Below are 14,302 nucleotides of genomic sequence, written 5' to 3' on the forward strand. Positions count from 1 at the left end.
GAATAGTCGCCTGCTGACAGGAGTCCCTATGCGCCGTTTGCTTTTTTCACTGCTGATGCTCTGTGTGTTGCCCGCTTGGGCAGACGGCCACGACCAGTTGTACAAGGTCGCCGGTTGGCCAGATCAGCGCGCGCATTTTAACGACGCCCTCTCAGCCGCTCAGCAGCGCTACCAGAACAGCCTGCCACCGGCGGTGTTTCAAGCCTTGGTGAACAACAGCAATCAACGTTTCGCCCCCCAGGCCGTGGACCAGCGCGCCGAGGCGCAATTGCGCAAAAGCCTCGCCGATCCGAAACCTGCACTGACCTTCTTTCAATCGCCCCTGGGCAAGAAAATCGTCGCCGCCGAACTGCTGGCGACCCGTCGCGATCAGCTGGCGAAAAACGCCAAGGGTCTTCCGAAGATTCAGGCCAGTGACAGCCGCCTGCTGATCATCGGCCACCTGGCCCAGGCCCTGCCCGCTCGCGAGGCCGGCGCGGAAGTCAGCCTGGCGATCGCCGGCGTCGCGGCCGACAGCCTGAGTTCGATGATCCCCGGTTTACTCGGTGGCGGTCAGGCGCAAGGGATGCTGAACGGACAGCGCCAGCGTTTGATGGATCAGATTGGTACCGATCTGAACAACACGCTGTTGTATGTCTATCGCGACTTGTCGGATGAAGAGCTGGAAGAGTTCGCCACGTTTGCCGAGTCCACAGAGGGCAAGGCGTATTACCAGGCGGCGTTGGCGGCGATTCGGGCGGGGTTGGCGGTGGGGCAGGATACGTCGAACCTCAGTCAGTAATCTTCAGCGCCTTTGAGATTGCCTTCGCGGGCAAGCCTCGCTCCTACACCTACAGATAACCGCATACCCCTGTAGGAGCGAGGCTTGCCCGCGAAGAGGCCCTAACGGTCACTAAAGATTCCGGCCCTTGATCCGCTTGCTCAAAAACCCGAAATACTCCTCCCGCATCGCCAGAGTCTCATTCGCCAAATGATGCCGCGCCTCCGGCAGCATCAATACCTGCGGCCGATCAAACTTGGCCTTCAACACCTCAAGGTTATGCTCCCAATCCACCGTCATGTCCGCCTGACCCTGCACAATCAGCGGTCGCCGTGGACTGTTCGGTGCCGCCTCGATGCGCTTGATCCACCGCGCCAACGCACCGACCCAAGCCGTTGGCAGTCGCAGCGGTTGCAACGGATCGGCTTGCAGGAACGGCAAGAAATCAGGGTCGTTGGAGTTCTCGCTAAAGCGCCGGGCAATAGCTTTCACGAAAGGCTTGAGCAGGTAATAACTGAGCTGCGACCAGCCCCAGGCGCGCGGCCGAACCAGCGGTGACAGCAAAATCACCTGACCTTGGGCCGGACTGTTCGCGCCCTGGTTGAGCACATGATCGATCACGATCGCGCCGCCGGTACTCTGCCCGCACAAGTGCCACGGCTGTGGAAGGTCGAGCGCCTGCGCCTCGGCAAACAACCCTTGCAGCGTGTGCTGATACTCGGCGAAATCCTTGATGCTCGCCCGCTCGCCGCTGGACAGACCATGCCCCGGCAAGTCGCAGGCAATCACCGCAAAACCCTGATCCAGCGCCCACTCGATCACATGTCGGTAGAGACCGGTGTGGTCGTAGAAGCCGTGGAACAGAAACAGCGTCGCCTTCGCTTGTTCAGGCCACCAGACCTGGCTGACCACTTCATAGCCATCGACCTCGAAACGCCCCAACCCGCTGCGCTGCGTTCGGCCCGGAAAATCCAGGCCGTAAAACCGCTGATAGGCCAGCGCCTCCACCGAAAGCGGCTGCCACTCGGCCAGTGGCCGCAGGCTGGCGCGCAAATGATCGGGGTCGAAAGTGGCAGACATGAGCTATTCCAGAGCACTAAACAGACTTTATGGGCCTGCGATATTCATCTGTCGCGGCAAGCATGGCAAGCTAGCCGACCTTCGAGGATTGAAACCCATGCGTCCGGCCTACCGCACCACACTGCTTGCCAGCCTGCTCGCCCTCGTGTGTGCCGGCGTCTTGTGGGCGGCCTATGACTGGTTTCAGGGGCGCTACCTGCGCGCCTTCAGTTCGCACACTGCGGTATTTTCCGGCGATCCGCTGCGCCTGCGCGACGAACTCGCCGGCCCCGGCGCCATCCGCCTGGTGCATTTCTGGGACCCGGCTTGCCCGTGCAATGTCGGCAACCAACAACACCTGACCGAACTGGTCGAGCAGTATGTACCGCAGGGCGTGGAGTTTTACGCGGTACAAAAACCCGGCAGCCACGGTCAGTTGCCCAGCACCTTGAGCGGCCTCAAAACCATCACCGTTCTCCCGGGTTCCGAACAGATCCCCGCCAGCCCGGCGGTGGCGATCTGGGACCGCAGCGGCAAACTGGCGTATTTCGGCCCGTACAGCGAAGGCCTGACCTGCAATTCGAACAACAGCTTTATCGAGCCCATCCTGCAAGCACTCAGCGAAGGTCGTACCGTGGGCGCCACCCATACGCTGGCGGTCGGGTGCTACTGCCCTTGGCCGGAGGAAGTGAAGTAAGGCAATCCTGACTATTCCAGGACCGCGATGCCCGGCACAGGAGGTCTGTGCTACATGTTTGCAGCCCGCACGGGCGGCAATCCCGAAGAACAAGGAGTCACCATGAAACGCGTCCTGACCGTACTGGTATTGCTGATCGTCACGCTCGTCATCGGCGTCGGCGGGTACGTGTACATCAAGCAGCCAACGCGCCAGGGCCAGGTGGAGTTGCAGCATCTTCAGGGCTCGGTGACCGTGCGTTACGACGAGCGCGGCGTGCCGCACATCCGCGCCGAAAACGAAACCGACCTCTACCGCACCCTTGGCTATGTGCAGGCCCAGGACCGGTTGTTCCAGATGGAAGCCATGCGTCGCCTCGCCCGGGGTGAGCTGGCTGAAATCCTCGGACCGAAACTGGTCGACACCGACAAACTGTTCCGCAGCTTGCGCATCCGCGAACGCGCCGAAAGCTATGTGGCCGCACTGGATCGTCAGTCACCGGCATGGAAGGCGCTGGAAGCCTATCTGGATGGCATCAACCAGTATCAGGATACTCACGCGGCGCCCATGGAGTTCGACGTGTTGGGCATCCACAAGCGCCCTTTCACCGCCGAAGACAGCATCAGCGTCGCCGGTTACATGGCGTACAGTTTTGCCGCCGCGTTTCGCACCGAACCTTTACTGACGTTTGTGCGCGATCAATTGGGCGCCGAGTACCTGAACATTTTCGAACTCGACTGGCAGCCCAAAGGTGTATTGGCCAAGACGCGCTCAACATCCGGCCCGGCCCTTGCCGCCGGTGACTGGAAAGACCTGAACGCCCTCGCCCGCCTGAGCGAACAGGCCCTGGCCGACAACGGCCTGCCGCAATTCGAAGGAAGCAACGCCTGGGTGATAGCCGGCAACCACAGTAAAAGCGGCAAGCCGCTGCTGGCCGGTGACCCGCACATTCGCTTCTCGGTGCCGTCGGTATGGTACGAGGCGCAACTGTCGGCGCCGGGCTTCGAACTGTACGGCCATCATCAGGCACTGGTGCCGTTTGCCTTTCTCGGCCACAACCTGGATTTCGGCTGGAGCCTGACGATGTTCCAGAACGACGACCTCGACCTGATCGCAGAGAAGGTCAACCCGGACAACCCGAACCAGGTCTGGTATCGCGGCAAATGGGTCGACATGGTCAACACCGAGCAACAGATCGCGGTGAAGGGCCAGGCGCCGGTCACCCTGACGCTGCGCCAGTCGCCCCACGGCCCGATCATCAACGATGCACTCGGCACCGCTGCTGGCAAGACGCCGGTGGCCATGTGGTGGGCGTTCCTGGAAACGCCGAACCCGATCCTCGACGGTTTCTATCAGCTCAATCGCGCCGACACCCTGGCCAAGGCTCGCGCCGCAGCAGCGAAGATTCAGGCGCCGGGGTTGAATATCGTTTACGCCAACGCCAAGGGTGACATCGGCTGGTGGGCCTCGGCGCTGCTGCCCAAGCGTGCCGCCGGGGTCAAACCCGGATTCATCCTCGACGGCAGTAGCAATCAGGCGGACAAGGAAGGTTTCTACCCGTTCAGCGCCAACCCGCAGGAAGAGAACCCGACACGCGGCTACATCGTCTCGGCCAACTTCCAGCCCGTGTCGCCGACCGGCATGGAGATTCCCGGTTACTACAACCTCGCCGATCGCGGCCAGCAACTCAATCGTCAGCTCAGCGACAAGAGCGTGAAATGGGATAACGAGGCCAACCAGAAGCTGCAACTGGGCACCACCACCGCCTACGGCCCGCGTCTGTTGGCGCCGCTGTTGCCGGTACTGCGTGAAGTGGTGAGCGATCCCGCCGAACTCAAACTGGTCGAGCAACTGGCGCAATGGAAAGGCGATTACCCGCTGGACTCCACCAGCGCCACGCTGTTCAACCAGTTCCTGTTCAACCTGGCCGACGCGACGATGCACGATGAGCTGGGGAATGATTTTTTCGAAACCCTGCTCTCGACCCGAGTGATCGACGCTGCGCTACCCCGCCTGGCTGCGACAGCCGATTCGCCGTGGTGGGATAACCGCAACACTCTCGGCAAGGAAACCCGCGCCGACACGGTCAAGGTGGCCTGGCAAGCGAGCATCGCCCATCTCAAGAGCACTCTAGGCGCCGACTTCGCGCACTGGCAGTGGGGCAAGGCTCACACCCTGACCCATGGTCATCCATTGGGCGTGCAGAAGCCGCTGGACCGGATCTTCAATGTCGGCCCGTTCGCGGCGCCTGGCACCCATGAAGTACCGAACAATCTCTCGGCCAAAATCGGCCCGGCGCCGTGGCCGGTGACTTATGGACCGTCGACCCGGCGTCTGGTGGACTTTGCCGACCCGGCCCACAGCCTGACTATCAACCCGGTCGGCCAGAGCGGCGTGCCGTTCGACAGCCACTACGACGACCAGGCTGAGGCGTATGTCGAAGGGATTTACTACCAGGCGCATTTCAGTGACGAAGAAGTCACGGCCAATACGCGCAGTACGTTGAAGTTCTTGCCGGCGCGGGCTGCGCCGTAGATTTTTGTTGCCTGGGCTGACGCCTTCGCGGGCAAGCCTCGCTCCTACAGAGTATGCAGTCATCTGTAGGAGCGAGGCTTGCCCGCGAAGAGGCCCGCAAAAACACCGCATATTCATGGCTCAAACCATCGCCGCAAAATTCAGCCTGAACTGCTGCGGCGTCACCCCCAGCCTGCGGTTGAACACCGTGCGCATATGCTGGGCGTCGCGAAACCCGCACTGATACGCCACCGTCTTGAGCGGCGAGTGAGTGCTTTCAAGCAGCACCCGCGCCGCGTCCACCCTCGCCCGCTCGACGAATTCCGCCGGGGTGATTTTCGCTTCCTTGGCGAACACCCGGGAGAAGTTGCGGGCGCTCATGTTGGCCGCATTCGCCAGATCGGCAATGGTCAGGTCACCGGTGAGGTTGGCCAGCACGTAAAGCTGCGCCAGCGCCACCGCCGACGTCGGCTCGGCGTGGGGCGTGAGGAACGGGCTGAACTGCGATTGCCCGCCCGAGCGTTGGGTGAACACCACCAGCCGCTTGGCCACGCTCAACGCCACTTGCGGTCCGTGGTCCCGGGCCAACAGGTACAACGACAAATCAATCCCCGCCGTGACGCCGGCCGATGTGAAGAGTTCGCCGTCCTGCACGTACAGGCGATCAGCATCGACCTGAGTGGAGGGGCACAACGTCGCCAACGCCGCGGCATCGTCCCAGTGAGTGGTGACGGTTCGCCCCTCAAGCAAGCCGGCCCGGGCCAGCATGAACGCGCCGTTGCAGATCGAGCCAAACCGTTGCGCCCGCGCACAGGCATCGCGTAACCAGGCATCGAAGGCCGCGCCAAACTCCAGGAACGGCAACTGCGGCCCGCCGGCCACCAGCAACAAGTCATAGGCTTCCAGCGCTTCGCTGAAATGCCGATGGGCATTGAGCGACAAACCGTTGGAGCACGCCATCATTCCGCGTTCGACGCCGATGACCTCCAAGCGGTAATGGTCTTGCGGTTCGAGGAAACGATTGGCTTCGCAAAACACATCCATGGGACCGGTGACGTCCAGCGACTGGACGCCGGCGAACACCACGATGGCAACGGTTTTACTCATGGTTGGATTGCCTCTACGGGTCACACTTACCTGTGGCGAGGGAGCTTGCTCCCGCTGGAGTGCGCAGCACTCCCATTCCTGTCACCACTGTTTGCCTGGTGTAATTGAGTTGCAGGTTTTGGGGCCGCTTCGCAGCCCAGCGGGAGCAAGCTCCCTCGCCACAAAAGCGTATTCGCCGGTACCAAACTTAGCCAATCCGGGCGCAACAAGCGAGGTTGGCGCGATTTGCATGCTCATTGGCCGGGATCGCAGCCATGGATCGATTGTCCGCTCCGGGAGGCGGGAACAGACTTGTTCCATCAGCGCCGCCACGGCGTTCCCCACGAGGAAAGCACCATGAGCAGCATCATTGCCGGCATCAAAATCCCCGACAGCGCCTTGGCCAAGGCCACCACTGAATACATTCGCGACGCCGAGTCCGACTTGCTTTACCACCACTCGCGCCGGGTGTTTCTGTTCGGCGCCCTGAGCGGTGAGCGCAAGCAGTTGGCCTACGATCCGGAAATGCTCTACGTCGGCGCCATGTTCCATGACCTGGGCCTGGTGGAAGGTCATCGCACGGACAACGAGCGCTTCGAAGTCGATAGCGCCAACGCTGCCAAAGCGTTCCTCAAGCCTTATGGTTTGTCGGATGGCGATATCGAGCAGGTGTGGCTGTCGATCGCCCTGCACACCACGCCGGGCGTGCCGCAACACTTGCGGCCTAACGTGGCATTGGTCACGGCCGGTGTGGAAATGGATGTGCTGGGTATCGATTACGCCGCGTTTCCCACCGTGCAGCGGGAAGCGGTGGTGCATGCGCATCCACGGGGCGAGGGGTTCAAGGAATGCATCCTGTGTGCGTTCGCCAATGGCTTCAAACACAAACCGGACACCACGTTCGGCACGGTAAACGCGGATGTGCTGGTGGACAGCGAGCCGGGGTTCAAGCCGATGAACTTCGTCGAGATCATCCGCAAATCCCCTTGGGTTTCCTAAAACGACTGTGGGAGCGGGCTTGCTCGCGAAGAGGCCGTGTCAGTCGATGGAGATGTCGACTGACAGACCGCTTTCGCGAGCAAGTCGAATCGTCGCACCGCCGCTCCCACATGGGATTCGGGTTGACCACAGAGTTGTGATCAACCCGTCAAGCTCAAGCCGCTTCCGGCGCCTGGGCGCGACGCACATCCGGTTGTTTCCAGGAGTCGGCAGCACTTTCTTCGATCGCCTGCTGAATCGCACGCTTGCGCGCTTCTTCGGCACGGCGGCTGAAGAACCAGACCAGGAAGGTCATCAGCGAAACCGCCAGCAGAATCAGGCTGGCCACGGCGTTGATCTCGGGTTTGACCCCCAGACGCACCGCCGAGAACACTTCCATCGGCAGGGTCGTCGAACCCGGACCGGACACGAAGCTCGCCAGCACCAGGTCATCCAGGGACAGGGCAAACGACATCATGCCGCCGGCACCCAGCGATGGCGCGATCATCGGGATGGTGATCAGGAAAAACACCTTCCACGGCCGCGCACCGAGGTCCATGGCCGCCTCTTCGATGGACAAGTCCAGCTCACGCAAGCGCGCCGACACCACCACCGCCACATACGCCGCACAGAACGTGGTGTGAGCGATCCAGATGGTGACGATGCCACGCTCCTGCGGCCAACCGATCATCTGCGCCATGGCCACGAACAGCAGCAACAGCGACAGACCGGTGATCACTTCGGGCATCACCAGCGGCGCGGTGACCAGGCCACCGAACAACGTGCGTCCCTTGAAGTGGGTGATCCGAGTCAGGACGAACGCCGCCAACGTACCCAGCGCCACCGCCGCCACCGCCGTGTAGCAAGCGATTTCCAGCGAGCGCACCACCGAGCCCATCAGTTGCGTGTTATCCATCAAGCCGACGTACCACTTTATCGACCAGCCCCCCCATACCGTCACCAGTTTGGAGGCGTTGAACGAGTAGATCACCAGGATCAGCATCGGCGCGTAGATGAACAGCAAGCCCGCGATCAGCATGAAACTCGAGAAACGGAAGCGCTTCATTCTTTACCCTCCATTTCTTTGGCCTGACTACGGTTGAACAGGATGATTGGCACAATCAGGATCAGCAGCATGACCACCGCCAGCGCAGAGGCCACCGGCCAGTCACGGTTGTTGAAGAACTCTTGCCAGAGCACTTTACCGATCATCAGGGTTTCCGGACCGCCGAGCAGTTCCGGGATCACGAACTCGCCCACCACCGGAATGAACACCAGCATGCAACCGGCGACGATGCCGTTCTTGGACAATGGAATGGTGATCTTCCAGAAGCTATTGAACGTGCTCGAACCCAGGTCCGATGCGGCTTCCAGCAGACTGTTGTCGTGCTTCACCAGGTTGGCGTAGAGCGGCAGGATCATGAACGGCAGGTACGAATACACCACGCCGATGTACACGGCGAGGTTGGTGTTGAGGATCTGCAGCGGTTCGTCGATCCAGCCCATGGTCATCAGGAAACCGTTGAGCAAGCCGTTGTTGCTGAGGATGCCCATCCACGCGTAGACGCGGATCAGGATCGCGGTCCAGGTCGGCATCATGATCAGCAGCACCAACACCGTTTGCATCTCTTTACGGGCACTGGCGATGGCATAGGCCATCGGGTAGCCGATCAGCAAACAGAGGATGGTGCTGATCAGCGCCATCTTCAACGAACCGAGGTAAGCGGCGATGTACAACTCGTCGCCGGCCAGCATCGCGTAGTTGCCGAGGTTGAGCAGCACCTGCAGCTTCTGGTCAACGAAATTGTAGATCTCGGTGTACGGCGGAATGGCTACGTCGGCTTCAGCGAAGCTGATCTTCAGGACGATGAAGAACGGCAGCATGAAGAACAGGAACAGCCAGATGAACGGAACCCCGATGACCAGCTGGCGGCCACCGGGAATTATTCGATTGAGGCGGCGTTTGAATTTGCGCATGTTCATGAGCGAAGTACCACGCCGCTGTCGTCTTCCCAGTACACGTAGACCTGATCACCCCAAGTTGGGCGCTGGCCGCGGCGCTCGGCGTTGGCGACGAACGACTGGACGATCTTGCCGCTCGGCAGCTCGACGTAGAACACCGAGTGACCGCCGAGGTAGGCGATGTCGTGCACCTTGCCGCTGGACCAGTTGTATTCGCAGGTCGGCATGGTCGGGGTCACCAGCAGTTTTTCCGGACGGATCGCGTAGGTCACGGATTTGTCCTGCACCGAGGTGCTGATGCCGTGGCCCACGTAGATCTTCCGGTCGAGATCCTTGCAGGTGATGATCGCGTGGCCTTCGGCGTCGTCGATCACTTCACCGTCGAAGATGTTGACGTTGCCGATGAACTCGCAGACCAGGCGGCTGGTCGGGGTTTCGTAGATGTCGATCGGGCTGCCGATCTGGGCGATCCAGCCCAGGTGCATGATCGCGATGCGCTCGGCCATGGTCATGGCCTCTTCCTGGTCGTGGGTCACCATGACGCAGGTTACGCCGACGCGCTCGATGATCTCCACCAGCTCCAGCTGCATTTGCGAACGCAGCTTCTTGTCCAGCGCACCCATCGGTTCGTCGAGCAGCAACAGCTTCGGCCGCTTGGCGAGAGAACGCGCCAGGGCCACACGTTGACGCTGACCGCCAGACAACTGATGCGGCTTGCGCTTGGCGTACTGGCTCATCTGTACCAGCTTGAGCATATCGGCTACGCGAGCATCGATTTCCGCGCCGGAAAGCTTGTCCTGCTTGAGGCCGAACGCGATGTTCTGCGCCACGGTCATGTGCGGGAACAACGCATAGGACTGGAACATCATGTTGATCGGCCGCTCGTACGGCGGCATGTCAGTGATGTCTACGCCATCGAGGAAAATGCGCCCCTCCGTGGGCCGTTCGAAGCCTGCGAGCATGCGCAGCAACGTGGACTTGCCCGATCCCGAACCGCCGAGCAGAGCGAAAATCTCGCCTTTCTTGATTTCCAGGGACACATCGTCCACGGCAATCGTCTCGTCGAACTTCTTCGTGACCCGGTCGATTTTGACCAGCACCTGTTTAGGTGTCTGGTCGCCCTCGAGGGCTTTCTTATAGGCGCCGGAGGCAACTGCCATTTACGAAACTCCCAGAAAAAAAGAGTGCAGTTCGCTCAAGGTGAGCCAACCTTGGATAGTTTGAGCCTTGAAGCTATTTACCCGACTTGACCTTGGTCCAGCTGCGGGTCATCAAACGTTGAATGTTTGGTGGTAACTCGACCGACACGTAGGTCTTGTCGAGGACGGCTTGCGGTGGATAAACCGACTCGTCGGTGCGAATGGACTGTTCCATCAATTTGTCCGAGCCCGGGTTGGGGTTCGCATAGCCAACAGAATCACTGACCTGTGCGATCACCTCGGGTTTCAACAAATAGTTGATGAAGGCGTGGGCTTCTTTGACGTTGGCTGAATCCTTCGGAATCGCCAGCATGTCGAACCACAGCGCCCCACCCTCTTTTGGAATGGTGTAGGCCACGTTCACGCCTTTGCCGGCTTCGGATGCGCGGGCCTTGGCCTGAAACATGTCACCGGAGAAACCGATGGCGATGCAGATGTCGCCGTTGGCGAGGTCCGCGATGTATTTGGAGGAGTGGAAGTACGTCACGTAAGGGCGCACCGCCAGCAACTTGGCTTCGGCCTTTTTGTAATCTTCGGGGTTGGTGCTGTTGGCGTTGAGGCCCATATAGTTGAGGACGGTGGGCATCATTTCATCGGCGGAATCGAGGAACGCCACGCCGCAAGCGTGCAGCTTCTTGATGTTCTCCGGTTCGAATACCGCGCTCCAGGAGTCGATCTTGTCGACGCCCAGCACCGCCTTGATCTTGTCGACGTTGTAACCGATGCCGTTGGTGCCCCACAGGTAAGGCACGGCGTATTGGTTACCCGGATCGTTTTGCTCAAGACGCTTGAGCAGTACCGGATCGAGGTTGGAATAGTTAGGCAGCTTCGACTTGTCGAGCTTCTGGAAGGCGCCCGCCTTGATCTGCTTGCCCAGGAAGTGGTTGGACGGCACGACCACGTCGTAACCGGTACGCCCTGCCAGCAACTTGCCTTCCAGGGTTTCGTTAGAGTCGAAGACGTCGTAGACCGGTTTGATGCCGGTCTCTTTCTGGAAATCGGCCAGGGTGGTCGGGCCGATGTAGTCCGACCAGTTATAAATATGCACAGTGCCGGCGGCCTGGACACTGACAGCGAGTGTCAGCCCGGCGCCGACCAGCATGGCATTGCGCAACAAAGAAAAAATAGGCAAGTGGAGGTCCTCTAAAATTAGTTGGGCCCAAGTTGCCCCGCGTTACATGACAGTCATGGCTGCCCAGCAACAAAACCGGCGCGCAACTTACCCTCGAAAAACCGTTCCAGCAAACTTTATGAAGATCTGTAGCAGCTGCCGCAGGCTGCGTTCAGCTGCGGAGCAGTTGTGCTGTTGAAAAAGCGGAGGCCCTTCGGACCTCAACGCAGCCTTCGGCAGCTGCTACAGGGTTTTACTTATTTACCCGATTTAATTTTGGTCCAGCTGCGCGTCATGATCCGCTGGGTCGCGGCCGGCAAGTCGGCAATCGCGTACAGCTTGGCCAACACGTCTGCCGGCGGGTAGATACCTGGATCGCTGGTGATTTCTTTATCAACCAAAGCGGTGGCGGCTGCGTTACCGTTCGGGAAACGTACGGCGTTGGTGATTTCGGCCATGATTTCCGGCTTCTGCAGGAAGGTCATGAACTTGTAGGCGCCTTCGACGTTTTCGGCATCTTTAGGGATGGCGACCATGTCGTAGAAGCTGCCGGCACCTTCTTTCGGAATGTTGTAGCTGACTTTCACCTTGTCACCGGCTTCAGCCGCGCGGGACTTGGCCTGGTAGATGTCACCCGAGTAACCCACGGCCACGCAGATGTTGCCGTTGGCCAGGTCGGAGATGTACTTGGACGAGTGGAAGTAGCCCACCGAAGGACGAATCTTCAGGAACAGTGCTTCGGCTTCGGCCAGTTGTTTTTTGTCCTGGCTGTCGGTTGGATAGCCCAGGTAGTGCAACGCCACCGGAATCATCTCGGTTGGCGAATCGAGGAAACTGATACCGCACGACTTCAACTTGGCGGCGTTTTCAGGTTTGAACAGCAGGTCCCAGGAATTGGTTGGCGCATCGGCACCCAGTGCAGCCTTGACCTTCTCGGCGTTGAAGCCGATGCCGATCGAACCCCACATGTACGGGAAAGCGTGTTCGTTGCCCGGGTCGCTCACCGATACCGCTTTGAGCAGGTCGGTGTTCAGGTTTTTCCAGTTAGGCAGCTTGGACTTGTCCAGCTTCTGGTAAACGCCGGCCTTGATCTGCTTGGCCAGGAAGTTGTTCGACGGCACGACGATGTCGTAACCGGACTTGCCTGCCAGCAACTTGGCTTCCAGGGTTTCGTTACTGTCGAATACGTCGTAGACAACCTTGATGCCGGACTCGGTTTCGAACTTCTTGATGGTGTCCGGTGCGATGTAGTCGGACCAGTTATAGACGTGCAACACCTTGTCGTCCGCCTGAACCGCACCCGCCATTATGCCCATCAGGGACAGGGCGAGGAGTGTCTTGCCAGCAAGCTTTTTTCCTAATGCCTTCATGCGTAATGCTCCAAATTTTTTCTTTTTTGAACCACTTTGTTCAGCGGCCGAACCCGGACAACTGGAACCGCGGCTAGTCTGGCAAGATCCGAGGCGGTCTTTCAAGGAAAGGCCTCCCTTTAGAACTGCTCTGAGCGAAAGTTTCATGACTCCCGCCCAGAGCCTAGCACTTAGCCCTGCAACGCACTCAGGGTCAGGTCCAGGCACTTGCGTGCCTTGGTTACCAGCTCATCGATTTCAGCCTTGGTAATCACCAGCGGCGGAGCAATGATCATGGTGTCCCCCACGGCACGCATGATCAGGCCGTTTTCGAAGCAGAACGTGCGGCAGATCATGCCGACGCCCTTGCCTTCGTAACGCTTGCGAGTGGCCTTGTCCTGAACCAGCTCAATGGCCCCCAACAGACCGACCCCACGCACTTCCCCCACCAACGGGTGATCGTTCAGTTCCCGTAGACGCTTTTGCAAATAGGGTGCCGTTTCCGCATGAACGCGCTCGATAATTTTTTCTTCGCGCAGGATGCGGATGTTTTCCAGTGCCACCGCCGCGGCCACCGGGTGCCCGGAATAGGTGAAACCGTGGTTGAAATCGCCACCTTCGTTGAGCACCGCGACCACTTCGTCACGCACGATCAGACCACCCATCGGGATGTAGCCGGAGGTCAGGCCTTTGGCGATGGTCATCATGTCGGGCTTGAGGTCGTAGAAATCGGAACCGAACCACTCACCGGTGCGGCCGAAACCACAGATCACTTCGTCTGCCACGAACAGAATGTCGTACTTGGCGAGGATTTCCTTGATGCGCGGCCAGTAGGTCTCTGGCGGAATGATCACGCCGCCGGCGCCCTGGATTGGCTCGGCAATAAAGGCACCGACGTTGTCCACGCCGATTTCCAGAATCTTTTCTTCCAGCTGATTGGCCGCCCATACACCGAACTCTTCCGGTGTCATGTCGCCGCCTTCAGCGAACCAGTACGGCTGGGCGATGTGGACGATGCCCGGGATCGGCAAGTCGCCTTGTTCGTGCATGTAGGTCATGCCACCCAGGCTCGCGCCGGCCACGGTGGAACCGTGATAGCCGTTCTTGCGGCTGATGATGACTTTCTTCTTCGGCTGGCCCTTGATCGCCCAATAGTGGCGGACCATCCGCAGCATGGTGTCGTTGCCTTCGGACCCGGAACCGGTGAAGAACACGTGGTTCATGCCTTGCGGCGCGATGTCGGCGATGGCCTTGGCCAGTTCCAGCACCGGCGGGTGAGCGGTCTGGAAGAACAGGTTGTAGTATGGCAATTCGCGCATTTGTTTGCTGGCGGCATCGGCCAGTTCATCGCGACCGTAGCCAATCGCAACGCACCACAGGCCGGCCATGCCGTCGAGGATCTTGTTGCCTTCGCTGTCCCAGAGGTAAACACCCTTGGCGCTGGTGATGATCCGCGGGCCTTTCTCTTTCAGCTGTTTGAAGTCGCTGAATGGGGCCAAGTGGTGATCGTTGCTCAGGGCTTGCCATTCACGGGTTTGCGGGTTGTTGCTGGTCATTCGAATTCTCCTAAGATTTCGGTAAAGGGCGCCGCCAAGTGCAGCGACGCCC

The 14,302-nt window shown here is 59.9% G+C and carries 12 protein-coding genes; 4 read left to right on the plus strand and 8 right to left on the minus strand.

The features are described 5' to 3' along the window. The first annotated feature begins 28 nt into the window (after positions 1 to 28). Positions 29 to 781, plus strand: coding sequence for a DUF2059 domain-containing protein (locus ACA068_RS27965; protein WP_497306218.1), 753 nt, complete (start codon positions 29 to 31; stop codon positions 779 to 781). 111 nt (positions 782 to 892) lie between these two features. Here the strand turns inward: ACA068_RS27965 and bipL are convergent, their stop codons facing one another. Continuing rightward, a complete protein-coding gene (gene bipL / locus ACA068_RS27970; protein WP_497306219.1) occupies positions 893 to 1,840 on the minus strand; it encodes a phospholipase BipL in 948 nt (315 codons plus the stop codon). A 97-nt stretch (positions 1,841 to 1,937) separates the two neighbouring features. Between bipL and ACA068_RS27975 the strand changes: the two genes are divergently transcribed. Together ACA068_RS27975 and ACA068_RS27980 are read left to right on the plus strand one after the other, a co-directional pair. Further along, complete coding sequence (locus tag ACA068_RS27975; protein ID WP_497306221.1) at positions 1,938 to 2,516, plus strand: DUF6436 domain-containing protein; 579 nt, start codon at positions 1,938 to 1,940, stop codon at positions 2,514 to 2,516. A 102-nt stretch (positions 2,517 to 2,618) separates the two neighbouring features. Then, the gene (locus ACA068_RS27980) at positions 2,619 to 5,030 is read left to right on the plus strand and encodes a penicillin acylase family protein (RefSeq protein ID WP_497306223.1); all 2,412 of its coding nucleotides are present in this window, start codon (positions 2,619 to 2,621) and stop codon (positions 5,028 to 5,030) included. Positions 5,031 to 5,150: 120 nt separating this feature from the next. Here ACA068_RS27980 and ACA068_RS27985 read toward each other — a convergent pair whose 3' ends face one another. After that, positions 5,151 to 6,116, minus strand: coding sequence for a GlxA family transcriptional regulator (locus ACA068_RS27985; protein ID WP_497306225.1), 966 nt, complete (start codon positions 6,114 to 6,116; stop codon positions 5,151 to 5,153). A gap of 336 nt (positions 6,117 to 6,452) precedes the next feature. Here ACA068_RS27985 and ACA068_RS27990 point away from each other — a divergent pair, with 336 nt between their 5' ends. Next, entirely contained in the window at positions 6,453 to 7,094 is a 642-nt protein-coding gene (locus ACA068_RS27990; RefSeq protein WP_219095013.1) for an HD domain-containing protein, read from the plus strand. A 154-nt stretch (positions 7,095 to 7,248) separates the two neighbouring features. On the opposite strand, the gene ACA068_RS27995 is transcribed toward ACA068_RS27990, so the two are convergent. The 6 genes from ACA068_RS27995 to ACA068_RS28020 form a co-directional block, all read right to left on the minus strand. Continuing rightward, positions 7,249 to 8,139: an ABC transporter permease subunit gene (locus ACA068_RS27995; RefSeq protein ID WP_403107591.1), complete on the minus strand. Its 891-nt coding sequence runs from the start codon at positions 8,137 to 8,139 to the stop codon at positions 7,249 to 7,251. Next, on the minus strand, positions 8,136 to 9,056 hold the full coding sequence (locus tag ACA068_RS28000; RefSeq protein WP_497306227.1) for an ABC transporter permease subunit: 921 nt from the start codon (positions 9,054 to 9,056) through the stop codon (positions 8,136 to 8,138). The genes ACA068_RS27995 and ACA068_RS28000 overlap by 4 nt, the downstream gene beginning before the upstream one ends. Further along, positions 9,053 to 10,195: an ABC transporter ATP-binding protein gene (locus tag ACA068_RS28005; RefSeq protein ID WP_497306229.1), complete on the minus strand. Its 1,143-nt coding sequence runs from the start codon at positions 10,193 to 10,195 to the stop codon at positions 9,053 to 9,055. Before ACA068_RS28005 ends, ACA068_RS28000 begins: the two co-directional genes overlap by 4 nt. Positions 10,196 to 10,268: 73 nt before the next feature. Next, positions 10,269 to 11,366, minus strand: coding sequence for a polyamine ABC transporter substrate-binding protein (locus ACA068_RS28010; RefSeq protein ID WP_497306231.1), 1,098 nt, complete (start codon positions 11,364 to 11,366; stop codon positions 10,269 to 10,271). Between the two features lie 236 nt (positions 11,367 to 11,602). After that, complete coding sequence (locus ACA068_RS28015) at positions 11,603 to 12,715, minus strand: polyamine ABC transporter substrate-binding protein (RefSeq protein WP_497306232.1); 1,113 nt, start codon at positions 12,713 to 12,715, stop codon at positions 11,603 to 11,605. Between the two features lie 170 nt (positions 12,716 to 12,885). Further along, on the minus strand, positions 12,886 to 14,250 hold the full coding sequence (locus tag ACA068_RS28020; protein WP_497306234.1) for an aspartate aminotransferase family protein: 1,365 nt from the start codon (positions 14,248 to 14,250) through the stop codon (positions 12,886 to 12,888). Positions 14,251 to 14,302: the final 52 nt, after the last annotated feature.

It is taken from the genome of Pseudomonas sp. LBUM1660 (genome assembly GCF_059695935.1).